The 23764-nt window shown below is 51.5% G+C and carries 23 protein-coding genes; 11 read left to right on the top strand and 12 right to left on the bottom strand.

What is annotated here, in order from left to right; genetic code table 11:
• Window positions 1-117: 117 nt before the first annotated feature.
• Together HRH59_RS04305 and HRH59_RS04300 are read left to right on the top strand one after the other, a co-directional pair.
• Window positions 118-480, top strand: a complete 363-nt coding sequence (locus HRH59_RS04305) for a hypothetical protein (RefSeq protein ID WP_173500040.1) — start codon at window positions 118-120, stop codon at window positions 478-480.
• A gap of 14 nt (window positions 481-494) precedes the next feature.
• Complete coding sequence (locus tag HRH59_RS04300) at window positions 495-917, top strand: DUF3010 family protein (protein WP_173500039.1); 423 nt, start codon at window positions 495-497, stop codon at window positions 915-917.
• Window positions 918-941: 24 nt separating this feature from the next.
• On the opposite strand, the gene HRH59_RS04295 is transcribed toward HRH59_RS04300, so the two are convergent.
• The 4 genes from HRH59_RS04295 to HRH59_RS04280 form a co-directional block, all read right to left on the bottom strand.
• The gene (locus HRH59_RS04295) at window positions 942-1286 is read right to left on the bottom strand and encodes a ribbon-helix-helix protein, CopG family (protein WP_173500038.1); all 345 of its coding nucleotides are present in this window, start codon (window positions 1284-1286) and stop codon (window positions 942-944) included.
• Window positions 1243-1941 carry a nucleotide-binding protein gene (locus HRH59_RS04290; RefSeq protein WP_173500037.1) on the bottom strand — a complete coding sequence of 233 codons (699 nt, stop codon included), beginning with the start codon at window positions 1939-1941 and terminating at the stop codon, window positions 1243-1245. Before HRH59_RS04290 ends, HRH59_RS04295 begins: the two co-directional genes overlap by 44 nt.
• A 189-nt stretch (window positions 1942-2130) precedes the next feature.
• A complete protein-coding gene (locus HRH59_RS04285; RefSeq protein WP_173500036.1) occupies window positions 2131-2895 on the bottom strand; it encodes a peptidylprolyl isomerase in 765 nt (254 codons plus the stop codon).
• A gap of 74 nt (window positions 2896-2969) precedes the next feature.
• Complete coding sequence (locus tag HRH59_RS04280; protein WP_173500035.1) at window positions 2970-4949, bottom strand: DNA topoisomerase III; 1980 nt, start codon at window positions 4947-4949, stop codon at window positions 2970-2972.
• Window positions 4950-5116: 167 nt separating this feature from the next.
• Between HRH59_RS04280 and HRH59_RS04275 the strand changes: the two genes are divergently transcribed.
• Together HRH59_RS04275 and HRH59_RS04270 are read left to right on the top strand one after the other, a co-directional pair.
• On the top strand, window positions 5117-6889 hold the full coding sequence (locus tag HRH59_RS04275; RefSeq protein ID WP_173500034.1) for a coiled-coil domain-containing protein: 1773 nt from the start codon (window positions 5117-5119) through the stop codon (window positions 6887-6889).
• A 174-nt stretch (window positions 6890-7063) separates the two neighbouring features.
• Complete coding sequence (locus HRH59_RS04270) at window positions 7064-8143, top strand: MBL fold metallo-hydrolase (protein ID WP_173500033.1); 1080 nt, start codon at window positions 7064-7066, stop codon at window positions 8141-8143.
• 14 nt (window positions 8144-8157) lie between these two features.
• Here the strand turns inward: HRH59_RS04270 and HRH59_RS04265 are convergent, their stop codons facing one another.
• Both HRH59_RS04265 and HRH59_RS04260 read right to left on the bottom strand, forming a co-directional pair.
• Window positions 8158-8436, bottom strand: a complete 279-nt coding sequence (locus HRH59_RS04265) for a superinfection immunity protein (protein WP_173500032.1) — start codon at window positions 8434-8436, stop codon at window positions 8158-8160.
• A gap of 3 nt (window positions 8437-8439) precedes the next feature.
• Window positions 8440-8595, bottom strand: a complete 156-nt coding sequence (locus tag HRH59_RS04260; RefSeq protein ID WP_173500031.1) for a hypothetical protein — start codon at window positions 8593-8595, stop codon at window positions 8440-8442.
• Between the two features lie 179 nt (window positions 8596-8774).
• Between HRH59_RS04260 and HRH59_RS04255 the strand changes: the two genes are divergently transcribed.
• Window positions 8775-9299 (top strand): RNA polymerase sigma factor, encoded by a 525-nt coding sequence (locus HRH59_RS04255; RefSeq protein WP_173500030.1) that lies wholly within the window; start codon window positions 8775-8777, stop codon window positions 9297-9299.
• A complete protein-coding gene (locus HRH59_RS04250; protein WP_173500029.1) occupies window positions 9289-9873 on the top strand; it encodes a hypothetical protein in 585 nt (194 codons plus the stop codon). The genes HRH59_RS04255 and HRH59_RS04250 overlap by 11 nt, the downstream gene beginning before the upstream one ends.
• Here the strand turns inward: HRH59_RS04250 and HRH59_RS04245 are convergent.
• The 4 genes from HRH59_RS04245 to HRH59_RS04230 form a co-directional block, all read right to left on the bottom strand.
• Window positions 9866-10969, bottom strand: a complete 1104-nt coding sequence (locus HRH59_RS04245; RefSeq protein ID WP_173500028.1) for an SLC13 family permease — start codon at window positions 10967-10969, stop codon at window positions 9866-9868. The two genes, HRH59_RS04250 and HRH59_RS04245, sit on opposite strands and share 8 nt — an antisense overlap.
• Window positions 10970-10981: 12 nt before the next feature.
• Window positions 10982-11524, bottom strand: a complete 543-nt coding sequence (locus HRH59_RS04240; protein ID WP_173500027.1) for a hypothetical protein — start codon at window positions 11522-11524, stop codon at window positions 10982-10984.
• Window positions 11525-11656: 132 nt separating this feature from the next.
• Window positions 11657-12601, bottom strand: coding sequence for a glycoside hydrolase family 16 protein (locus HRH59_RS04235; protein WP_173500026.1), 945 nt, complete (start codon window positions 12599-12601; stop codon window positions 11657-11659).
• 94 nt (window positions 12602-12695) lie between these two features.
• The gene (locus HRH59_RS04230) at window positions 12696-13499 is read right to left on the bottom strand and encodes a kinase (RefSeq protein WP_173500025.1); all 804 of its coding nucleotides are present in this window, start codon (window positions 13497-13499) and stop codon (window positions 12696-12698) included.
• A 39-nt stretch (window positions 13500-13538) separates the two neighbouring features.
• Here HRH59_RS04230 and HRH59_RS04225 point away from each other — a divergent pair, with 39 nt between their 5' ends.
• The 5 genes from HRH59_RS04225 (at window position 13539) to HRH59_RS04205 (ending at window position 20148) form a co-directional block, all read left to right on the top strand.
• A complete protein-coding gene (locus tag HRH59_RS04225; protein ID WP_173500024.1) occupies window positions 13539-14852 on the top strand; it encodes a short-chain fatty acid transporter in 1314 nt (437 codons plus the stop codon).
• A 91-nt stretch (window positions 14853-14943) separates the two neighbouring features.
• Window positions 14944-15636, top strand: coding sequence for a response regulator transcription factor (locus HRH59_RS04220; RefSeq protein ID WP_173500023.1), 693 nt, complete (start codon window positions 14944-14946; stop codon window positions 15634-15636).
• Window positions 15633-16967 (top strand): sensor histidine kinase, encoded by a 1335-nt coding sequence (locus tag HRH59_RS04215; RefSeq protein ID WP_173500022.1) that lies wholly within the window; start codon window positions 15633-15635, stop codon window positions 16965-16967. Before HRH59_RS04220 ends, HRH59_RS04215 begins: the two co-directional genes overlap by 4 nt.
• An 86-nt stretch (window positions 16968-17053) precedes the next feature.
• Window positions 17054-18988, top strand: a complete 1935-nt coding sequence (locus HRH59_RS04210; RefSeq protein WP_173500021.1) for a TonB-dependent receptor domain-containing protein — start codon at window positions 17054-17056, stop codon at window positions 18986-18988.
• A gap of 50 nt (window positions 18989-19038) precedes the next feature.
• A complete protein-coding gene (locus HRH59_RS04205; RefSeq protein WP_173500020.1) occupies window positions 19039-20148 on the top strand; it encodes a PepSY-associated TM helix domain-containing protein in 1110 nt (369 codons plus the stop codon).
• On the opposite strand, the gene HRH59_RS04200 is transcribed toward HRH59_RS04205, so the two are convergent.
• Both HRH59_RS04200 and HRH59_RS19165 read right to left on the bottom strand, forming a co-directional pair.
• Entirely contained in the window at window positions 20129-22135 is a 2007-nt protein-coding gene (locus tag HRH59_RS04200; protein ID WP_173500019.1) for a tetratricopeptide repeat protein, read from the bottom strand. The two genes, HRH59_RS04205 and HRH59_RS04200, sit on opposite strands and share 20 nt — an antisense overlap.
• 165 nt (window positions 22136-22300) lie before the next feature.
• Window positions 22301-23542, bottom strand: a complete 1242-nt coding sequence (locus HRH59_RS19165; protein WP_218573455.1) for a CsgG/HfaB family protein — start codon at window positions 23540-23542, stop codon at window positions 22301-22303.
• Window positions 23543-23764 lie beyond the last annotated feature (222 nt).

Here is a 23764-nt window from a genome sequence, read left to right as displayed (position 1 = left end):
CCAGCAAGAATATCGTCAACTAAGTTTACAATGCAGCAGATATCATCGCTGTTCCGGTGCAGAGTGTTACACGATCCGCTACAATGGCGCCGTTGTTTTAGCGGAGTAAGTAAGCTGATGAAAAAGTTCTTCTGGTTGGTTGTTGTGGTGTTGTTAGTTATTACCTTTTCCGATCATGATCTGATCAGGCCGCATAAAGAACAACTGTTTGAATTGGTTATGGATAAAGCCGCCATTGCCGGCGACAGTAAAGAAGCAGCATTACGTACCACCCGTAAGCAACTGACAGCGCTGGCGGAACAATGGGGTGAAGGCCAGCGGGCACAACTGGAAAAAGCGGCGGTGAGTATCGACAGTCTGAAAAAATTCCGTCGTGATTATTGTGTCAATAAAGACTTTAACCCGATCCTGTACGGTGAACCGCTCAGAGAGGCCTGTAAGATTATCGACAGCCACTACAATAATTTAATTCAACCCTAAACTGAGGACTGCCCATGCGCACTTGCGGGATCGAAATCAAAGGCAGCGAAGCCATTATTTGCCTGATGACACTGAAAGATGGTTTATTTGAATTGCCGGATTGCCGCCAAACCCGCTTTGCCCTGAGTAAAGATCAGGAGCAACAGCAGATGCGCCACTTCCAGTTTACCTTTGCCAAGTTTATTGAAGATTATCAGGTTACCCAGTTGGTGATTAAAGACCGGCCGCAAAAAGGTAAATTTGCCGGTGGCGCAGTTGGCTTTAAAATAGAAACAGCGTTGCAATTAATTGCCGGTTGTCAGTGCAGCATTCTCAGTTCAACAGAATTGAAGGAGCAACTGAAACGCCATCCGATACCGGTAGATTTTAAAGCCACCGGCCTGAAAGCATTTCAGGAAACAGCCTTTTTAACTGCTTATGCATTTTTAGCGAAGTAACACCCAATAAAGCGATGTGTACCGCTATTTATCCTGTTCCGGGGCAGCATAGCGGTTGTCGTAATCGGTTAAATCTAAGGTTACGGCGCGACCAGCTTGTAAAATCAGTTGGCGGATCAGCTTAGATTTAGCTTCTCCGGTTACTCTGCTTAATTCATTTAACGCATCTATCGCTTCCTGGCTCAGCGTAAAAGTGGCATGACGCATCGGCAAGCGGCTGCTGTCATCCTCTTGCGGTAACTGACGGCGCAAGCTGACGATACGCGGCATGCCCATCGCATAGTTGTTTGCGTCATCAATAAACTCGTCAGCCGTAAAACCGGGTTTACCGTGCGGCTGTGACTTTTTCTTCAGATCGGTCAGCGCCATCGTCTTGTATCGCCTTCATTGCCAATAGCTCAGTGACTATATCACGAATTTCCTGTGCAGCTTTGCCGTCAGGTTCGACGTCCATAACCGATAAACCTTTCTCCTCACTGTCATCATAGGTATTCCGGTTATAGGTAATGGCGTTAAGCACACGAATATTAAATGATTTACACACTTCTTTCGCGTCAAGAATACGCCCGGCCTGGTTTGGCAGCGACGGCGCCTGAGTAATAACACAGCCGACGATCATGTCCGGATTTACCACATTACAAGCGCTGACCAAATCTTCCAGATGCTCTAAGGTTTTTAAATCACGCCGTTTCGGCCGCAGCGGCAACAATACATGGGTTGCCACCACCATGGCAGAACGCAACGCCACACTATCCTGGCCGCCGCAGTCAACAATCACCACGTCGTAATGCATTTCCAGGCTTTTTAACTCGTAACGGATTTTGCCATACATTTGTACGCAATTGATCCACGGTAGTGAAGGGTCCAGATGCCGCTCCTGCACCCAATCTGAAGAGGTTCTTTGCGGGTCGCAATCTACCAGCATAACGTTAGCGTTTTTTTCGCGTGAAAAGTACACCGCGATATTCTGTGCCAGACAGCTTTTACCGCTGCCGCCTTTTTCTCCACCAACCAACAAGATCATCAGGCTACCCTCATTTACACCAATACACCAAATGGCTGTCAAAACTTCAGACAGGGTTGTGGAATAAGTGTAGATGACATCGCTGATATGACCAGCAACACGGCAGAAAGAATTTAGCTAAGCAAATGCTTTATAACAAAATAACACTGTATAAAGTAACAACGGAGCCAAGGCTCCGTTGTTGTTGCATTAACAGCTGCGTCGTCTTAATGCCAGCAACGCTAAAGGCAGTAAAAACCAGCCAAAGCTACCACCACTGCTGTCGTTGCTTGCCGGTGGCGGTGTAGTATTCGGTACCAAAGTTAAACCAGCGACGGTGTTTACTCTGGCATCAACCACTACCATCGACTCTATAACCACAAAGTTATCTGCGACCAACGGCTTGTTATCATCGCGGTCGCTATTGCTGTAATTGCGCAGCGGCAGACCTTCAATGCCGGTAAAGTTAAAGCGTGGCAAAGCCGCTATAGCATCCACTACCGCCATATCGGCGGAACTGATTTGGCCAAAAACGGTAAAACCTGAATTCTGAATATCCAGCTGCGGTCGGCCGCCACTGTTATTCGCCAGATTAATAAACCACTGATTTGTCGCGCTGTCCGGCTTACCGCCTAACTTCGCCATGGCAATGGTGCCACGCACATTAGACCATTTGGGTTCGTTAACAATGGCGGGGTTAGCAGGCCGCGCTTTCAGAGGTAACTGCTGCTCAAACGCAAATCCGCCTCCCTGGATCACAAAACCAGGTTCAGAGCGATGAATAACCGTACCATTGTAGCGTTCTGAGCTTACATAGTTGAGGAAGTTCTGCACGGTTACCGGCGTACTTTCGTCGTACAAATTAATTTCAAACTTACCTAAGTTAGTGGTGACTTCCACTATCGTTGCCTGCGCAAGACCGCTGCAACTCAGCAATGACGCTGCCAGCAGCGTTTTTAACAGCTTTGTGCCCATTATGTGATTTCCTGTTGGCTTATTTGTGTTGCAGCATAAGGCAAGCAGCAAAAAAAAATCCAGCGGGATAACAATTAATTACGCTTTGTAGTTGCACGGTTGCCGGCTTTACGGCGGCCGCCCCCACGTTTGGCAGTCGCAGGGCTTTTACTGCCGCGCCATTGCCTTGTATTTTGTTGTGGTAAACCGCTTGGCGTAACGCTGGCGGCCTGATGTACCAGTTGTGACAACTCGGCAATTAACGGCTGCATAAAAGCCTGATAACTTTGCTCCCGCTGGCAAATCGCATTTAATGCCGCCTCCCACCGCGCCGTCATATCAGGTAACGACGCTTGTGCCGGCACAGCTGCAATAAGCGCTTTACCGGTATCAGTGGCATTAATTTGTTTACCCTTACGCTGTAAAAAGCCGCGTTTAAACAGTAATTCAATAATACCGGCACGGGTTGCATCAGTGCCCAGGCCGTCGGTATCGCGCAAAATTTTACGCACCGCTTCATCTTTTACATAACGACTGATACCGGTCATCGCCGCCAACAAACTGGCGTCGGTAAAAGCCTGCGGCGGCTGAGTATGTTTCTCTAATAACTGTGACGCTGTGCAGAGCAACTGCTGGCCTTGCTGTAACGGCGGTAAAGCGGCTTGCTGCATTGCCGGGTCGGCCTGTTTATCTAACGGCTCTGCTATATTGTCTCGGCGAAATAACTGCTTCCAGCCTGCGGCCTTTTCTGTACGGGCCTTAGCAATAAAACAACCACCGGCAATAGTTAACTCCACCATGGCATCGCTGTAGCAAAATGGCGGGTAAAACTGCGCCAGATACTGCCTGGCGATTAATTGATACAGCCGTTGCTCTGCCACACTCAACCGGGTTAGCGGCAAACGTTTTTCTGTCGGAATAATGGCATGATGCGCCTCAACCTTACTGTCATTCCAGGCTTTGCTGATAAGCTTTGTATTTGCCTCCTGCACCGCGGCGGCCAAATCAGGGTCGTTGGCTGCTATAGCGTCACATACCTTAACAGCTTGCTTCAGTTGCTCCTTTGGCAAATACCGGCTGTCTGAACGCGGATAGGTAATCAACTTGTGCCGCTCATATAATTGTTGGCAGCTGTCCAGCACCTGTTGTGCTGTCATACTAAAGCGTTTAGCCGCATCTATTTGCAATGCCGACAGATTATACGGCAGTGGCGCAGCCTGCTTAGCGTCCTTGTGCTGCAATTTACTTACGATGGCCGGTTGACCGCTGATTTTCTGTTGTACCTTTTCCGCCAGCGCTTTGAGCAATACCCGGCCTTCCTCATCTTGCCACGGGGCGCAGGCTGCACTGGGTTGCCATAACGCAGTAAAACGCTGCTTGTCTGCAGTTTCCAACTCAGCGACAACCTGATAAAAAGGCTTAGAAACAAAATTTGCAATCTCCTGATCCCGCCTTACTACCAGCCCTAACAGCGGAGTTTGCACGCGGCCAACTGACAGCACGCCCTTATAGCCAGCCTTTTGCCCCTGCAAAGTGTAAGCTCTGGTCATATTAAGGCCGTACAGCCAATCAGCACGGCTACGCGCCAATGCTGAGGTAGATAAAGGTACAAAATCTTTATTCGGCTTTAACTGGTTAAGCGCCCGTTTTACTGCCGGCGGATTAAGGTCGCTGATCAGCAGCCGCTGCGTCGTGGCTAAGCGTGCGCCGCTCACGCCGCAATAGGCCAGGACCTCATCTACCAGTAGCTGGCCCTCACGGTCAGGATCGCCGGCATGCACCAGGCTATCTGCCTGTTTTAACAGTTTTTTAAGTACGTTAAGCTGCTGTTCAGCTGACTTACGTACCTTTAACTGCCATTTCTGCGGCACTATAGGTAAGTGCGTGGTTTGCCAACGTTTGTAGTCAGGGTTATAGTCTTGCGGCTCAGCCTGCTCCAATAAGTGGCCAATACACCAACTTACTACGTCGCCATTGGCAAGGCGGATAAAACCTTTGTCTTTATATTGCGGTTTTGGCAATACCGCTGCAATGGCCCGGGCTAACGCTGGTTTTTCAGCAATGTATAAGATCATAGCGGCACTCAACTGTTTTTATATACAGTAATTTAGCCCCGATGCGACCAGGTTGCAAAGAAAATGTAATTTAAATTTGGTTTTAAGCCAAAAGCGCTTAAAATGTTGCCAATAACAAAGCGGTATTTTTTTTGTACTTCCATTCAGTTCAGTTGGATAAATAAACCATGCAATATAGTGAAGTTAAGAAAATCTGTGATGAACTGCATAAAACAGGCAAACCCGTTTCATTAGATTATTTAATTTCTCAGGTGCCGGGCGCCCAGGCCAGTTTGGTCGTGCATTATCAGAAATGGCGTAATGAGCAAGCGAACCGCACACCAGCGCCCGCTGAAGCCCCAACAGACAGTATGTTTAGTACCGACTTTATCAATGCTTTTCAGCGTGAATCTGAACAATATGCCAAGAAACTCACCGACCAACTGAATCAGCAACTGCAACAAGCTATGCAGGCTGAAGTACTGGCAGCCGAACACAATCGTGAGTTGCAACAGCAAGCAGAGCAATTAGAACAACGAAAAGCCGAGTTGGAAAACAGCTTGCAGCAACAACAGCAGCAACTGTCAACCCAGGCGGAAAAGTACGCCGCGTTGAATGAAGAACGTGACCATGCCGTTAAACTGAGCCAAAGCCAACAACAAGAATTGGACAGCGCGAAAAAACAGCTGGATGAGCAACAAAAAGCCTTAGCAAAAGCAGAGCAAGAACTGCAAAGCAATCAACAAGCCCTGACTGCATTGCAAGCTGAACTGAAGCAAGCGCGACAAGAAACGGCACAAGCACAAAAAGCCGCAGAGGATATTCAGCTTAAAGTGATCAGCCTGCAGCAAGCGCAGGATGAGCTGGAAGAACAACTGCAAAACGAGCAACAGCTAAACCAGCAAAAGCTGCAGAAATTGCAAACCGAGCTGGCCGCAGCTGAGCAAGAGCTTGAACCGCTGCAAAATAAAATAAAAGTAGCCGAGCAAGCAGAGCAACAAATAAAAACACTGCAACAAGCGGAAGCTAAAGTAAAAGCTGAGCTGGAAGCTGCACAAAAAACCAGTCAGCAGGCGTTACAGGATCTGCAAACACGCGATCACGACGTTACTGAATTGCAGGCCATGTTGGATGAGTTTGAAAGTAAACTACAGCAAGCCACCAAAACCGAAACTCAGGCGGTTGCGCTAACCAAACGTTTGCAGGCGCAACTGGATCAACTGCAAAAGTCATCCAATGCGCAGGGCAATGTTATTGCCGACCAAGCCGGTATGGCAGATCAGCACAGCGCTTTGCTGGAAGAGCGCGATGCCGCGTTGGCGCAGTTGGCCGAGCTGCAAAAACGCACGGAAGCCCTGGTGCAGGAACGCGACACTGCCTTGGCACAGTTAGAACAAGCACAGCAAGACGCTGTTGACGGTATTCAGTCGCAACAAGCACCGGCTGCGGATATAGCAGCTGAGCAGGAAAAGCTGCAACAGCAACTGGATGAGTATGAGAAACAAATATCGGCGCTGCAAAAAGAGCGTGAAACAGCAAAGCGCGAAGCTGCAGAACAACGTGATGCCGCATTAAAAGTGCAGGAACAGTTGGACGCAATGCAAAAAGCACAAGTCAGCGACGAAGCTGATGAAGCTGATATCCATGCCGCCCTGGCACAATTAAAGTCGAATAACGCCATGTTAAAAGAACAAAGCGCTATTACCGCTAACCATCAGGCTGAGCAACGCGAAACCATTAAACAGCTGCGCGAAGAGTTGCAGCAGCAGCGCGATAAGATGCACGATATGCAAATGGATCAGGATAAGCTGACGAAGCAAAAAAATCAGTTGGAGCAACAAGTTAGCTTTGTTAAAGATAACGCCGCTGCAACTATTGAGCGCTTAACCCGTTACCGTGAACAAGCGCAGGAAAAAATCGAGAAGCTGGAGAAAAAACTCAGTAAAGCTACTGATGCCTAATCAAACAACCCGTTTTACTGTGTAAAACGGATACGGAAACAACTGCCGGGTGCTTCACCCGGCACGTATTCTAACTGTGCTTCGTACAGCTGTAACAAAGCCCTCTATCCGCAAACCAGCCATGGTATTAAGACAACAATAGTGAACGCAGTAATGATAAATAAAGGATTGTTAATGAAACTAAGTATGGTTTCGGCGGGCCTGTTGCTCAGCGCTTGCAGCACACCCAATAGCGTACAACAACAGATTGGCGGGCAGGCGGTGATAGAGCAGGTAACCGAAGGCGAGAACCAGGGTATGTACCGTAATTTGTACCGTCCGCAGAAGGGCTACCCCGACTACCCGGTAACCTGTGACGGTGACTGTTATCCGGCGCATCCTGCTGTGGCCTGCAAGGCCCCGGCGCAAGATTGTCAATATACCGGGCCACAGCTGGCCCCTGCGCTGGACAGTGGTTTTAGCTTGCAGTGGCTGGGCCATGCCAGTTTCTTAGTGAATACGCCCGATGGCCAGCAACTGCTGTTTGACCCGGTATTCGGCCAGTTTGACTGGCCGGTAAGCTGGGCGCAGCATCTGGCCGGCATTATTAAACGACCCTACACACCTAAACTAAGCACAGAGCAATTGGCGGCTACCGATGCCGTGCTGTATTCCCATCTGCATTACGACCATTTCAGCCATGCCAGTATTGCGCAAATTGGTACCGGCGCCACCTATTATCTGCCACTGGGTATGGCGGCTTATATGCCCAAGGGAGGTTACAACATTGTTGAACAAGCCTGGTACAGCCATAGCCAACAAAACGAGCTGAATATCCACTTGATGCCGGCACACCATTTTAATAGCCGTAAGCTATTTAATGATCATAACCAGGCAATGTGGGGTGGCTGGTTGCTGGAGCATGGCGGAAAAACGCTGTTTTTCGCCGGTGATACCGGCTATTCCAACCATTTTAAGGATATTCAGCAACGTTATGGCGATATTGATATCTGCCTGTTGCCGATAGCCTCTTATCACCATGAAAAAGACGGCGCCTGGTACCGCTATGTGCATACTACACCGGAAGACGCGCTGGTTGCCGCAGCAGAGCTGAGCTGTAAAGTGATGATCCCCTGGGGCTACGGCAATGCCAGCTGGCAGATGGGTGATATCAGCTCACACTCGCCGTTACTGCGGTTGTTACATATGCAGCAGCAACTGGATAGCCAGGTGCCGCTGCTGATTTTAAACGAAGGTGATAGTGTCGCGTTATAGTTTACCACTGGCCATTACAGCACCGGTTTTAACCGCGCTTTAGCGGCCAGCCTATTGCTGAGTTTGCCGGTAACGGCCCACACCAGCAACGCCAGCCAGGCAATCCAGGAAAAACCGGCCGGTATATTAAGCAGTGCAATTTTGCCCAGGTGCTGACGGTTAAACGCCAGTGCCAGCAAGCTGGGCAAAAACCACACCGCTAAAAAAAACAGACCAAAGCCAACTAAAAACAGTACATCAGCTTGTTGCCAGGCACTGCTGAAGGCGGTAAAAAGTTGATTTATCGTATCCATATCTTAACCCTCGATCCCGGCTTTTTTCAACGCCGCTTCAACAACCATGGCAATAAACCACATTGCGCCAAAAAAGATGCCGAACGATATGAGCTGGTGGCTGTCAGCCTGATACCAGGCTGTGGTAAAGGGTGTTATCAACTGTTGTAATGTTTCCATTTGTATATCCTCGTTGTTTTAACGTTGTCATCAGTTAAGTCATTGATTATTTGTCAGCTGTTACAGATTATTTTTTTATTTTTTTATGTAACACTTGGCAGCGACAACCAGACTTAACAGGCAGGCGCGGTAAAAAGCGGCCTCAGCAAAACTAAAACTTAACAGCAAGGCAGCATCGTTTGACAACAGGACTTAACAGCGCGCAAAGCGCGATCGATTTTGTATTGCAGCTGTGGCAGCAGCATCAGGGCGCTATTAGCCGTGCGTTGCTGGCCAATGAAGCCGACCAGGCGGCGCGGCAGGATTTAAAACAGGATGTTTTTCTGGCGTTACATCAGGCAGCAGAGCGGCTGCAGGCCGCCGGGCTGCCGCGTGCTTACTTGTTTCGCATTGTGCACAATGTGACGGTAGACCATATAGCCCGGGCGCAGCGCCACAAGTGGCAACCTTTGGATGATGAAATTCAACAGAGCCTTCTGGATGATTGTCCGTCTGAGCAGCTGGGTGAGCAACAACAAAGCCGGCAGTTAATGCAGGCGGTACGGCGTTTGTCGCCGGCCAACCGGCAGGTCATTCTGCTGGCGATGGAGGATTTAGATGCGCCGGAGATCGCTGACATTCTGCAGATCAGCCACGGTGCAGTGCGGGTGCGGCTTAACCGTGCCAAAACAGAATTGATGGAGTTAATGCAAGATGGCCGATAACTTTGATTTCGCCGCATTGGCGAAAAGCTGGCAGCAACAGCCAATCGTTACAGAGACGCCACCCGACGCAGCCGACTTAGCCCAGGCCAGTCAGCGCCAGCGTGAACAAAAGTTGCTGATGTATGCCGAGTGGCTGGGTGCGCTGGTAATGGCCGGTGCCGCCTGCTGGCTGGTATTGGCGATGCCGGATGCGCTGGGGTACTTAGCCGCTGCGTTTTTGGCGTTGGGCGCGCTGGGCACCTTGTATGTTAGCTGGCATATACACCGGCCAATACTGGCTTACGACAACTGGAGCAGCAGCGGGCTGCTGCAATTTCGCCAGCGCGCCTGCCAACTAAGTTTACGTTACTACCGTTACACCCAGCTTAGCTGTGCCGCACTGATACTGTTTACCGCCGCATTATGGTTGCTGGATTGGTGGCAGTTGGCTGCAACATCAACCACCCTGCTGCTGTTTTACAGCCTGATTGCATCGCCGTTATGCTTATTCGGTATGTACCGGCTGCAGCAAAAAGTGCAGCAAAAAACCGCTGAGCTGGCGCATTTAAGTGCGCTGGCAGAAGATTTTAGCTAAGTAGCCAGCCAAGCAATAAACTGCCGGCAAACACCGGCAGCGACCAGTAATGAAATTCCCGCCACAGGCCCGGCTGCTGGCTTAGCCTAAGCGCTATTAAATTCGCCAGTGAGCCGATGGCCAAACCAAAGCCGCCAACCGTTACGCCCCAGCTTAGCGCACGCCAGTCGTCGGTAAAATGCTGTAGAAAAATCGCCGCCGGCACATTGGATATCAGCTGCGACAGCAAGGCAGAGCCCAGATAACTGCCGTCCGGTAACGCCACTAGCTGCGCCGCCAATTGCTGCAGCAACGGCAGTTGTGCCAGCAAGCCAAGGTCAATAAACATCAGCATAAATACCAACAGCAATAACCAATCGATACCGGTTGCCACACTGCGCTTAAACACCGCATAGACTGCCAACACGGCAAGGGCCGCGATGGGCGCTAACTGATACTCCATTGCCAGAATAAACAGCGGATAGCCGGCCAGCGACCAGCCAAACAAGCTGGCGCTATCACTGCTGTTATTATGCGGTACGGCAATACTGAGTTTGTTACTGCCAAAGGCCAGCCAACTTAGCAGCAAGATCAGCAGCAATAAACTCAGTGCCAGTGGTGCCATCATTGAGGTAAATTGCCAAAAGCTATAACCGGATGCTTGCCACAGCAGCAGGTTTTGCGGATTACCAATCGGCGTTAAGGCCGAGCCGGCATTGACCGCCAATGCCAGAAAAATAATTAATCGCCCCACCGGCATACCGGTTAAGCGGCCGATACTGAGGGTAATAGGTAGCAGAATAAACAAGGCGACATCATTGGTAACGATGGCCGACAGCAGCGCAGCGAACAGCAACAGCAGCAGCGCCAACAGGCGCTCAGAATGGCATCGTGGCAGCAGCCAGGCCGCAAACCGGGCCAGATAACCGCTGTCTTCCAGCGCCCGGCTTAACAGCATCAAGCCCGCCAGTGCGGTAACTGTATGCCAGTCAACCAGCGCGGCTAAACCCGCTGCTGAGGTTGGTTTAAGCCATAACAACAGCGGCAGCAATAATAACAACGCCAGCAGCAAATAATCTTCAGTGATACGGCACAGTAAGCGGCGCATGGCTGGCATAGTGGCAGGCTTTTACTGTAAAAACCGTTGGCTGTCGTCTATCTGGCACTGCGCAACAGGCTTGGGTTCGTTGCTACGGTCTGCCAACCAACATTCGTCATAGATAGAGCAGTAGCATAGCTCAATCTGCAAGTTGTCGTTCTCGACCAGTAGCTTGGCGGCCTCCTCATCTTTGACATGTAACGGGGTTAACTTTTCTCCGGCGGTTAATACTAATGATCCCAAATGGGATTGCATATGTGGCACTACCCGCCCGGTGCGCACTGTCAAATAGTCAGCCCACTTTATTATCGGCTGTTCGTTTGACGTTAACCGGGCAAATTTGATCACCGCCGGCCCGGTGCCTTTATTGGTTACGGCGTACAGGAAGGAAGGCTTTGTACCGACATCACTGTAGCTGCGGTGAATTTCCAGCCTTGGCCATACCGAAGCACGGGCGTAGGCCCGGTCAATAAACGCAGAGTAAATACTGACAAAGGCGGTAATTAGACTGACCAGCAGGGCTGAGCCGGCAATGATCATTTCCGGATTTTTAAAACTGTAACGTGTTGTCATATATTAACATTCTTGGCAAAGTAGCAATAAACAACACTGTAATGCAGATATCACGGTGACAACAAGCGCTTAATGTAAAAAACGGCTGCAGACATGCAGCCGGAATAACATAAGATTAACTGAAGCTATGCATTATAAGCCACAATAAGCTGCTAAGCCTTTGTCGGCAACCTGATCGACGGCACGTTGTCCGCCAGCGCGCAGCGCGGCCACTTTGGCCTCTGCTTCCGTAGTAGTAAGCAGCTTATCTTCAACATGCAGCACCCAGTCGATATCCTGCTGGTACTGGCGGGGCTCGGTTGAATCTATCGGGCCAATTGAACCATCGGCGCCCTTGGGCATAAACCACAGGTTAAAATTCATCGACATCGGTACTTCCGGTGCTACGGCGGCGCTATGTTCACCCACTACGTTACCGTTAACATAGTAGCGCACCGATTCTGCTGTAACGTTCATCACCAGTGTATGCCAGCCGGCATAATCACCCGGCACGCGGCTGTATTCGTTAACCTTGGTCCAGGGTTCCAGCTGAAAGGTTTCCCAGGTGGTGGTCCACATTGCGCTGTCACTGTTTTCACCCCAGCCGCCGTTGGGCAGATATTCGAAATCCACTTCGCTATAGTCAGGGTCCAGTGGCGCGGCCAGCGGGCTGATGGCATAGAAAGTCTGGATCACTTCATCGCCATCCGGACCGTAAGTCGGCTCGTTGCGAAAAAACACTCTGGCAGCATAGGTGCCATATAAATATTTACGCGCATGGCAAATTTGCGTATGGCGGGTGCCGGTGCCACTACCATCGGTGATTGAGCTCATGCGGGCAATGCCAAACTGCGCACCGTCTGGCGCTTCGTGCGTACTAATACCCTCTGCTGACCAGGTAGCAGCGGCAATACCCGGATGGCCGGTTTCAGTGCGGGCCGTCCAGCCATTGGCAAACAAGGCATCTGCATCGGCGTAGTTAAAATCGTCAAACATTAAACCGGCCTGCTCAGGTGCAGCAGTTTGGTTTGAACCCGGATCTGTAGCCTGGCCGCAACCGGCCAGTAACAGCAGTACAGCAAATGATGAATAGCGCATAATGTTCCCCGTTTATTGTTTAAAAAACAGCCTAACGGCAAAATGACAACGCTGTCAATTGCTAATTTATTTGCCTCGCCCGGGGTATGCTGAATTATTTGACACTTATGCCAGTCAGGCTATGTTGCTGATCCATTGCAATAATAATGTCCGCCTGTTGCGGCAACTGCTGCCAGCCGGCTTGCGTGAGGCGCTGAAACGGCAACATAAAACGGGCCAGTTCAGCCTCTGTCATGCCTGTACCGCGCTGTTGCCATAGCTGTTGTTCCTGTTTGGCCCGCCAGCGGCAGACACAATCCCAGTCCGGTGCTTGTAGCCACACCAGTGGTGTAAGTAAGCGCCAGTAATCGGTATAAAGCCCGGCCAGTTGCGTATTAACGTAGTGCCGCCAGCGGCCACCAGCGTCCTCGTTAGCTTCCAGTGTATTTACCGGCTGCGAGAGCTCTGCTGCGGTTTGCGGCTGAACGCCTACGCACCAGCCCTCTACCACTAGAATATCCAGTTGCTGTGCAGCTAACGGCGCGGCAGGTTCATCCAACGCTTTATCAAACTGTGGCAGAGCCACCGGCTTGCCGGCCAGCACCGCGTTGGCATCGTTAATCGCCTTCTCAATATCATGAGTCCCCGGCACGCCGCGCTGTGCCAGCAAGGGGTGGATAGTTTGCGCCAGTTGTTGCCGCTGTGCTTTGCTCAGGTAGTAATCGTCCAGTGATACCGCTGCGGCTTCAAGGCCTTGCTGCTTTAGCTGCGCTACCAGCTCGGCAGCTAAAGTGCTTTTACCACTGCCCTGAGCCCCGCTAATACCAATTACCGCCGGCAGACCAAGGTCGGATTGCAGTTTCGCCATTAACCGGGCTAAGGTAGTTTGATAATGCGCGTTGCTGCGAAAATCAGCCATGCTAAACACCTTGGTAAATAACCTGATAACGAGTCTACTATGCTAAACGCCGCTGCTAAACCCCTTGTTAAACTGGTAGAACGTTACCTGCCCGATCCCTATGTTTTTGTGTTGTTGCTCAGCATAGTGGTGTTTGCTGCTGCCGTGCTGTTTGAGCAGCAAAGCCCACTGGTGGTAATAAGTTACTGGGGGGACGGTTTTTGGGGCTTGCTGGGCTTTTCCATGCAAATGCTGCTGGTACTGGTTACCGGCTTTATGCTGGCCAATACCCCGCTGGTAACGGCGATCCTGAACCGCCTTGCCGCTCTGGCAAAAACGCCGGGCCAGGCCATTTTGCTGGTAACGGTGATCTCGTTAATTGCCAGTTGGTTAAACTGGGGTTTTGGTTTAGTGGTGGGCGCTTTATTTGCCAAAGCCTTAGCACGACGTATTAAAGTGGATTATCGCTTGCTGGTGGCCAGCGCCTATTCCGGCTTTGTGGTGTGGCATGGCGGCTTGGCAGGCTCAATACCGCTAACTATTGCTACACCAAACCATTTCAGCGAAGCACAAATTGGCATTATTCCAACCAGCGAAACCATTTTTGCCGGTTTTAACCTGCTGTTAGTGGCACTGCTGTTTATTGCCGTCCCTCTGGTCAATTACTTAATGCTGCCAAATAAAAACGACAGCATTTATGTCGACCCAGCCAAACTACAGGATTCGCAACCGGTGGATAGCGGCACTACGCGCCCGGCAGATAAGCTGGAAAACAGCCTGCTGCTGGCATTACTGGTTGGTTTTGCAGGTATTGCCTATTTAGTACAGTACTTCGGCAAAGGCGGCAGTTTAAACCTGAATATCGTTAACTTCTTGTTTTTATTTCTTGCCATCGTGCTGCACGGCACGCCAAGACGCTTATTGCACAGCTTGCACCAGGCGATACAGGGCGGTGCAGGTATTGTTATTCAGTTTCCGTTTTATGCCGGCATTATGGCCATTATGCTGCAATCAGGCTTGGCGCAGAGTATGTCACAGTGGTTTATCAGCTTTGCCAGCGCCGAAAGTTTAGCGTTCTGGAGCTTTATCAGTGCCGGCATTGTGAATATTTTTGTACCGTCCGGCGGCGGCCAGTGGGCGGTGCAGGCACCGGTAATGCTGCCGGCCGCGCTGGAGCTGGGTGCCGATGTCAGCCGCATTGCTATGGCCGTGGCCTGGGGCGACGCCTGGACCAATCTTATTCAGCCATTCTGGGCCTTGCCGGTGTTGGCCATAGCCGGTTTAAAAGCCAAAGATATTATGGGGTTTTGTCTGGTACAACTGGTTATTACCGGGGTAATTATCAGCCTGGTATTAAGCTTTGCCTTTATCTGAGTTTTGCACGGCCGGAAAACAGGCTGGACAAGGCCACCCTCTCAAATGATAATGGTTATTATTTATATAATTTGCCATTATCAGAGCCCGGATGCCTGCCACAACCAGTTATAACAAAACCCTGCTGGTGATCGAAGATGATGCCCAGATGCGCCAGCAATTACAGCTGCTGCTGCAAAACCATGGTTATCAACCGGACATTGCCGCAGATGGTGAGAGTGGCGCCAGTATGGCGCTGACCGGCAGCTATGATTTGATCCTGCTGGATATCCGCCTGCCCGGCATCGACGGCTTTAACGTGCTGCAACTGTTAAGGCAGCGCGCCAATACGCCGGTTATTATTGTCTCGGCCTGTGGCGCTGAAGCTGATCGTATTCAGGGCTTTACCCATGGCGCCGATGATTATCTGGCAAAGCCCTACAGCTTTGCTGAGTTGCTGCTGCGAATTGAAGCCGTGCTGCGCCGCAGCCAGCCTCAGGCTGCGGTGTGGCAACTGCAATATCAGGAATTAACACTGGACCGGCGCAGCCAGAGTGCCAGCTGCTATGAGCAGTTGCTGATGCTGACGCCGGTAGAATTTCGTTTACTTTGGGCACTGGCGCAGCAACCGCAGCAGGTACTGAGTAAGCGCGTGTTGTATCCGCTGGTGCTGGACCGTAACTTTACCGAGCATGATCGCAGCCTGGATATGCACTTAAGCCGGTTGAGAAAGAAACTCAGCAGTTGTGGCTTTAACACCGAGCGCCTGGTGACACTGCACGGTAAAGGCTTCCGGTTACTATGAACCGGCCGCTGTTTATCCGCTTATGTCTGCTGCTGCTGGCGGTAGGTACTGTGCTGTTGTTCTGGCTGATTGCCGCAGCACTGAACCAGCTGGAGCGTCAGCTTAGCATGTTAAGCCCAGCAGCGAGGCAAACATTATTGCAGTACCGAGATCAGGCCGAAGCTTTGTATGACCCGGCCAATCCGGCTGCACTGCAGCAATGGCTTAACCAGTTTCGGCAACAGGAAAATAGCTGGGCTACCGTGGTGCACCTTGATGTTGTCAGTATCGACAGCACCGATTTACAGGCCCGCTTCACCGATGGCTTTATTCTTGGCCGCAGTATCGATTGGCCAATTCATTTACATCTGGACTATAACCCGGTAATGGACCTGCCGTTTATCCACCACCATGCCAGTTTACTGCTGGAACTGCCTGAGCAACTCAGACCGGGCAAATACTGGCCACCGCTGAAACTACTACTGCAATTATTGCTACCGTTAACGCTGATGCTGCTGGTGTGTTATTTGCTGTACCAACATTTAATGCGGCCGGTAAAGCTGTTACAGCAGCATGCCCGCCAACTGGCCGCCGGCCGGTTAGACAGCCGCGTGCGGCCTGCGCTGGGGCCAAGGCAGGATGAACTGACCGAGCTGGCCGACAATTTTGATCTGATGGCCGAGCGGTTAAACCAGCAACTGCAGCGTCAGCGCCAGTTTATTGCTGATATGTCGCATGAGCTGCGCACACCGCTTAGTCGGATGACGTTGGCGCTGGACTGCGCCGAACAGCAATTGGATAGCCAGATCATGCTGGCACGGCTGCGGCGCGAGTCTGATGCGATGCAGCAACTGATTGGCAATGCGCTAACGCTGGCCTGGCTGGATAATGAAGCAGGTCAGCTGGCCGCTGAACCCTTTGATTTAGCTGACTTACTCGACAGTTTATGCAGCGATGCCCGCTTTGAGTTTCCTGATCGGCAATTACACTGCAACTGGCCGGACAGCATGCCGTTAAGCAAGGGCAGCGCCCGTTTGCTTGGCCAGGCGATTGAGAACATTTTACGTAATGCGTTGCGGTTTACTCCGCCCGGTGCCAGCGTCTGGCTTAGTGTCAGCCGCAGCGAAGAGTACTGGAATCTGCAAATCCGCGACAGCGGCCCTGGCGTAGCAGAAGCTTATTTACCACGGCTATTTACACCATTTTTCCGCGTGCCCGGGGCAGAGCTTTCCGGCTCCGGCTATGGCCTGGGGTTGGCACTGGCGAAGCGGCTGACAGAAGCCGCTGGCGGCAGTATCAGCGCCGCTAATTGCACGCCCGGTTTGTGTATTAGCCTGAAGTTACCCGGCTAAATGTAACAAGTGTAAAAGTGGTTTGCTTCGGCTTGCTGATCTTTACAATGATTAATGATAATTATTCTCATTGTTAAGGAATACACATGTCTCTGCGCTACTCATTGCTGGCTGTCGCTGTTGCCGCCGCCAGTGCTCAGGCTTTGGCCAATACTGGCTCATCTGAGCTGGAAACCATAGAAGTCGTCGGTAAGCGCATTACCGCAGAGCGGCTGATCCTGACTGACGACGACTGGCAAAAGCGCCAGGCGCAGGACTTGGAAGATTTATTCGCTGAACAGGCTGCACTCAGTGTCGGCGGAGGCTTAGGCGTAGCGCAGAAAATCTACCTGAATGGCATTGAAGATTTACTGCTGAATGTATCAATTGATGGCGCCGTGCAATCGGGCAGTATGTTTCATCATATTGGCCGGCTAACACTGGAGCCGGAGCTGCTGCGCCAGGTTGAAGTGCAGGCCGGCCCCGGTGATGCCACTCAGGGCGCTGGTGCTTTAGGCGGCAGTATTGATTTTATCACCAAAGACGCCAGCGACTTATTGCTGCCGGGCGAGCGTTTTGCCGGCTTGGCCAAAGCAGGCTATAGCTCAGTGAACGACGGACAAAAGTATAACCTGACTTTAGCCGGTATGCTGAGCGATAACTGGGGCATGATTGGCAGTTTTTCTGATGTGGATAGCAAGCTGATGCAAGATGGCGCCGGCATTAAACAGCCAGGTACAGCAGCAGAGCAACAATTTGGTTTTGCCAAGCTGACCGGCCAGCTAACTGAGCATCAAACTGTGCGCTTTAGTTTTGAACGCGCCACTGACGACGGCCTGCGGGCGCAGCGGCCAAACTGGCAGGTTAGTAGCTGGAATGCGGTGTATCCGCTGCAAACGGTGCGCAGCACCAGCGCTGTTAACTACCAGTTTAACCCTGACTCTGTGCTGGTTGATGTCAAACTGGCACTGTTTCACAGCGACACCAAACTGAAGCAAAACGCCCGTTTTGGCCTGTATCAGGGCGATATTCAGAATCAGGGGCTGGATTTGCGTAACAGCAGCCGCCTTGGTACGCACCAGTTGGAATACGGTATTGACTACCGGCATGAAGAAACCGGCTTAACGGCGCTGGAAGACCCAACAGTGCCGCCGGATGGCGAGAAAGCCCGCGTGATCGGCGTGTTTTTGCAGGACTACTGGGATATTACGCCGCGCCTACGCCTGAATGCCGGTGCCCGCTTTGACGACTATAAAGTTGATGATGCTAATCAGCAGCGGTTAACGTCTGACGGTATCAGCCCTAACCTTGGCCTGTCATGGCAGCAAACAACAAACTGGCGCCTTTACGGAGGTTACAGCAGTGCGCTGCGTGGCCGCTTAACCACTAACAGCTTTGTACTGGACAGTCGTAGCAACAGCGAGGGTTTACAAGCGGAAGAAGCCCATCACTGGCAACTGGGTTCTGAATGGCGCCAGGGTAACTGGCAGCTGAATGCCAACCTGTTTCAGACCGATATTGATGATGCTATTTCAGAAGTCAGCCGGGTGTACCAGAACATCGGCGATGTAGAAACTAAGGGCTATAACGTGCAACTGCGCTACCGGTTGCAGGATTTTTCAGCCTCGGCCAGTGTAAATCAAGCAAGGGCCCGACTAAACGGCGAGCGAATGAATGGCTATGACCATGGTGCCCTTGGCACCACTTTGGGCCGTACCTGGGTACTACGGCTGGAATACGCGCTCAGCGATACGCTGTTAACCGGCTGGGGCAGCCGGGCGGTGGAAGGTGAACACGATATTCCCACCTCAGCCGGCCTGGTGCAGCAACCCGGCTATGCGGTGCATGATGTATTTGTGCGTTGGCAACCGGCGATGCTTAATGGCCTGACACTGAACCTGACAGTACGTAATCTGCTGGATAAATTCTACCGCGATCACGCTACTGTGGCCGATTTCGGCCATCTGCCGGATTTTGAAGGTCTGGCCGGCTTGCCGGAAGCCGGTCGCGATCTGCGCCTGGAAGCACGTTGGCAGTTTTAACCCGATGGGCGCTTGCGCCCGTTATTCTTTCTGGCAGGCAATGTTGAATTATGCGGCACTGGCTAAGAAAAATTCACCTTATTACTGCGCTACTCAGCGGTATTGTAGTTAGTATTGTCGGCATTACCGGCTCCTTGTACGTGTTTGAACCTGAGCTGACCGCCTGGTTGCAACGCGATTATTATCAGCCGCAATTAAGTAGCCGGCCTTTTGCCGACGATGCTGCCATTGCCAGCTATATCGAGCAGCAAACGCAGGCGCAGCTGCAAACTCTGCAATGGCCGGTACGCAGCCGCCAGACTTACGCCTTTAAGTTATTTGGCGACAGCAACTGGTATTATTTTGATCAAAGCTCGGGGCAGATTTCACAAAACAAAGGTGCTTTTAACCACCCTTTTTTTGAGCTGGTGTATAACATCCACGCCAACCTGCTGCTGGGCGAGCCCGGCCGCTATATTACCGCCACCGCGTCATTGCTGTTTGCGTTAAGCAGCATACTAACCGGCTTGTACCTGTGGTGGCCAAGGCGCTTAACCCGCTGGCGTCATGCGCTGAAAATTCACCGTGGTAATGCCAGGCGCGTTAACTTTGAGCTGCACAGCGTTAGCGCTGCCTGGTTTGCGATACCGCTGTTTATTATGGGCATTACCGGCGGATATTTTCTTTATACCGCGCCACTGCAAAAAATGCTGGATATGATTACTCTGTCAGAAGCGGCGCCGGCCGACCCATGGCAACAGCAGTATCAATTTGCCGGTGTAATGCAGCCAAAGCTAAGCGCCGCTGAAGCGATACAGCAGATGGCGCAGCATTACCCTGAGCTGCACCCGCGTAATATCTGGCTGGCCGAACATGACGATGATGCGGTGGTGTTTGGCTACCAAAACAGCTTAAGCCTGCATAGCGGGCCAAGGCGGCGGGCTTTTATTCATGCCAACCCCTATACCGGCGAGGTGTTATCGCGCTACGACCCGGCAACCCTGCCACGCGGCGCGGCGCTGGCAGCCGCCTGGCTTATTCCACTGCATTTTGGCGAATTTGGTGGCCTGTTTACCCGCATACTGTGGTTTATCGGTGGTTTTTTGCCGCTGCTGTTGTTTGTGACCGGCATTAAAATGTGGTTGAACCGACGGCCAAACACTACTCATGGGCGGCGCTAAGATAAGTATTCAGCGGAGCAAAATCCGGAGAGGCGACAAAGCCAGGGCAGTTACCGGCCAACCGTTGTTTTAGCTGCGCGGCCTTGTCCATATCGCCCAGGTACATCCATACCAGCGCCATAATATGCAGGGAAGCCGGCTCTGCCGCAGCATCCAGCGCCAGGGCTTCTTCGCGTAGCGAGGCCTGCAATTGCGCAGAAACCAGCTCTGGCTGCAACAGGGCTAAATCCAGATAAATAGCCACCCGGATCGCACGTTGCAAATGGTTGGCTTCGCCTTTGGCAATAGCATGCTCGATATAGTGCAGCGATTTTTGATAAGCCAGAACCGCTTCACTGTTAGCACCAACATGACGGTAAGCATTGGCCAGGTTCATCCAGATATTGTATTGCTGGTCGGCGCCTTTCTGTTCAAGCGTGTCCAGCCGTTGCTGCAATATGGCGATAGCTTGTTGATATTCCTCAAGGTAGTAATGCACGGTAGCAATATTGGCCAAAACTATCTCCTGCTCCGGTTGATAATGTAAGGCAGCTAAATAATGTTGCCTGGCTGCGACCAGATCGCCTTTGCAGAATTGCAGAGTGCCCAGATTGTTATAAGTTTGAAACTCCGGCCTGATTTTCGCGGCTTGCGCCGACCAATTGATAGCAGCATCAACATTACCGCTGAAGTAATACGCTCTGCCCAGGGTGTAAGGTAATTTCCAGTTATCCGGTTCACTGGCAAAGGCTTCGCCCAGTAGGCCAATAGCAGTTTCAATATAACTGGCGTCGCCACTTTTACGGAACTGCAGCATCTGTACTTCAGCCAGCACAAATTTCGCAGTTACGTTGTTGCTGTCTTTCGCCAGCACTTGCTGCAACAGTTGCGCCGCTTGTTCTGTGTCGCCTTGTTTGCGTGCCAGGTTGGCCTGAGCCTGCAGCACGCTAATGGCTTCAGCATTTTGCGCGGCGGCAACATCACAGGCTTGTTGTGCTTCGTGCAGTTTGTCAGCGGCACCGCTTAATATGCTCTCCTGTATTAAGGCTGAGCATAACGCCGCATGCGCGTCGGTATAGGTAGCGTCGAGGCGGATAACAGCCGATAACTCGCTTACCAGCCGCAATAAATTCTGCTCTGTGCGGTCCAATTCAAAGTAATTTAAGCTGTCTGTGTAACGCTGTGTCAGCTGCCAATCCGGATTTTGTGGCAAGGAGTAACTTTGTTGGCTTTGGCTGATCGCCGTAGCAAAATAATCTTGTAGCAGCGCTACAGATGACGAAGCGGCCATAGTGCCGGCCCAAATTTGTTGCATACCATGGCGCTGATAAACAAACAGCCTGATAGCCAAATGCCGGCCAAATTGCCGGCTCTCACCGGTAAACACTACATCGGCTTGCTTATCGGCCAGCAACTGCAATGGATTGGCGCTGGCGAAGCGGCTGGCACTGCCGGGCAAACTACTGCTGTAAATGGCTAATACCTGCTCCAATGCGGGCGTTAGCATAGCGGTTTGGTCGCCCTGAAACGGCAATACAGTGATGACTTTACGCTCTAATTGCAACGCCGGCGATGCTGTAGCAGCCGGCTGTGCCGGCTTGTTATCCGACGCAGGGAAATAGAGCACAATGATAAGCAACAGCAAAGTTAACGCGCCCGACAAATACAGTAACGGCGCGCGCTGAGTTTTTGCTGTAATACTGTGCTGCGGGGTTAGTGTGTCGGCTTGCTGATCGTCAGAACTTAAATACAACGCCCAGGCTTCAATATGCAGCGCCCTGGCAACACGTTCCAGGCTGAGTAAATCGACTTGTTCGCCGCTAAACACTCTGTTTACTAATGAGCGGGGTGGCTTGTCCAGGCCTTCGAGTTGCTGGATGCGCTTAGCCAGTTCAGCCTGTGATTTTATGCCAGCGGCCAATTGCGCCGCTCTGAGTTTGGCCGCAGATGCTTGTACCCCGCGCGCGCGTTTGCCATGGCCGTTGTTTTTGTCTGCAACCGGTTCCATCAACAGATCCTCTTGAGAGACGGAAAGCTGTCTATGCATACAACGAGAGACAATCAGGTTAGCAGAGTAACGTAATAATAGTGTTTTGTTCAAAAAATTTTATCAGGACGTGACAAAGCACAAGATTGGCCGTGGCAACCTTGTGCTTTGTGGCAACTACTGCAATTACTCGCCGAGTAAGCTCGCTTTGGTCACCAGCTGAATAGTGGTAAGCATGGCGGTTAAATCTGTACCTAAATCAGTATTTTTCAGTGCAGCCTGACGATGACGCTCAAACAGCGAATTGTGCTGTTCTATGCGCTTGCCCAGCGTAGCCCAGGCTTGTTGTTTGGCGGCCATTGGCCACGACTCCAGCTCAATACGGTGTGATTCCAACTGACCACTGAACATATTCATTGCCATCACCATTCCGGTGCGGGTTTTATCATCCAGCGTAGCGGCAGTAGCTAACCCCGACATCCAACTGGCAGCATTTTTCAGGTGATCGTAGTATTTCTCCAAAGCTCTTTCGTCGTATTGGTTAACCTCAAAATTGTACTGCTTGCGATCCGACACTGTCACGGTAGACAGTGTTTGCTTAACCACCACAGGCCTCGCCGGCGCAGCTACTGCGGTGGTTGTATAGTTGGTTGTGGCTTGCGGCGTAGCGTCTGCCGCACCGCCGACAGTCAGCCTGCCGCCTTTACCCAAACCACCTTCCACTTGCTGGGCTTTATAATTGCGCAGCGCCTTCACCATCTGATTGTAAGAATCAGCAAAGGCGGCTGTAATAACTTTGCCTTCCGGCGTATTGGAAAAACCACTGGCACCACCGGCGATACCGCCGCCAAACAAACCACCGAGGATACTGAAATCGTAATTGCCGGCATTGCCTACTGCCGCCGATACCTGCACACCCGAGCGGTTGTCAATCAGCAACAAAGTGGTAGCTGCTTCATTTTTGCTGACGCCACCACCAACCAAGCTACCAAAAGACCCCAGCAAGGCGCCGCCTAAAGCCCGCACGCCTTGGGTGCCTTTGGCGGCAAACTGAATTTCCGGGCTTAGCGTGTAATCAGCCGCTACCATCTGGCCGCCACCAACGTTGCTATGCTGACGCAACTGACCGGATTGCATCAGTTCGCGCTCGCGGTTCATTGCATTCATGGCCTGGCCGCGCTCTACCACCACAAAGCAGTTTGATTGCTGAATCATTAAGCGGATCACCGGCAAGGTACTGCCCAAAGTGGGATAACGGCCGCGATATTCGTGCCACCAGGGTAAGCTGGTATCTTCAAACACCGACAAGGTACCCAGCGCGGCATCGCAGCTTTCCAGCGCGCTGTTAGCCCCGGCGCTGTTTGCCCCTCCGGCACCGCCGGTTACCACATTGCCTTTAGAGTTACCCATTTGCGGGCTGGTTGACATACAAGCCGTAAGTAACAATGCTGCTGCCACTGACACACAACTTTGTTTGAGTTTGCTTCGTACGTTTGCATTTTGGTGGTTGCTCCGGCTCATATTTTACACTCCGCTTTAAGGTTCCTTTTAAGCAACCAATACTAACAACCACTCAGGCAGCATCAGTTGCAATACTTTTGACAGTGCTAAGCAGTATGGCAAGACATAAACAATGAAAAAGGGCAGGTA

The organism is Rheinheimera lutimaris (assembly GCF_013283795.1).
In the GTDB taxonomy this organism is placed as follows: Bacteria; Pseudomonadota; Gammaproteobacteria; order Enterobacterales; family Alteromonadaceae; genus Alishewanella; species Alishewanella lutimaris.
This window is presented reverse-complemented; position numbering and strand designations above follow the sequence as displayed.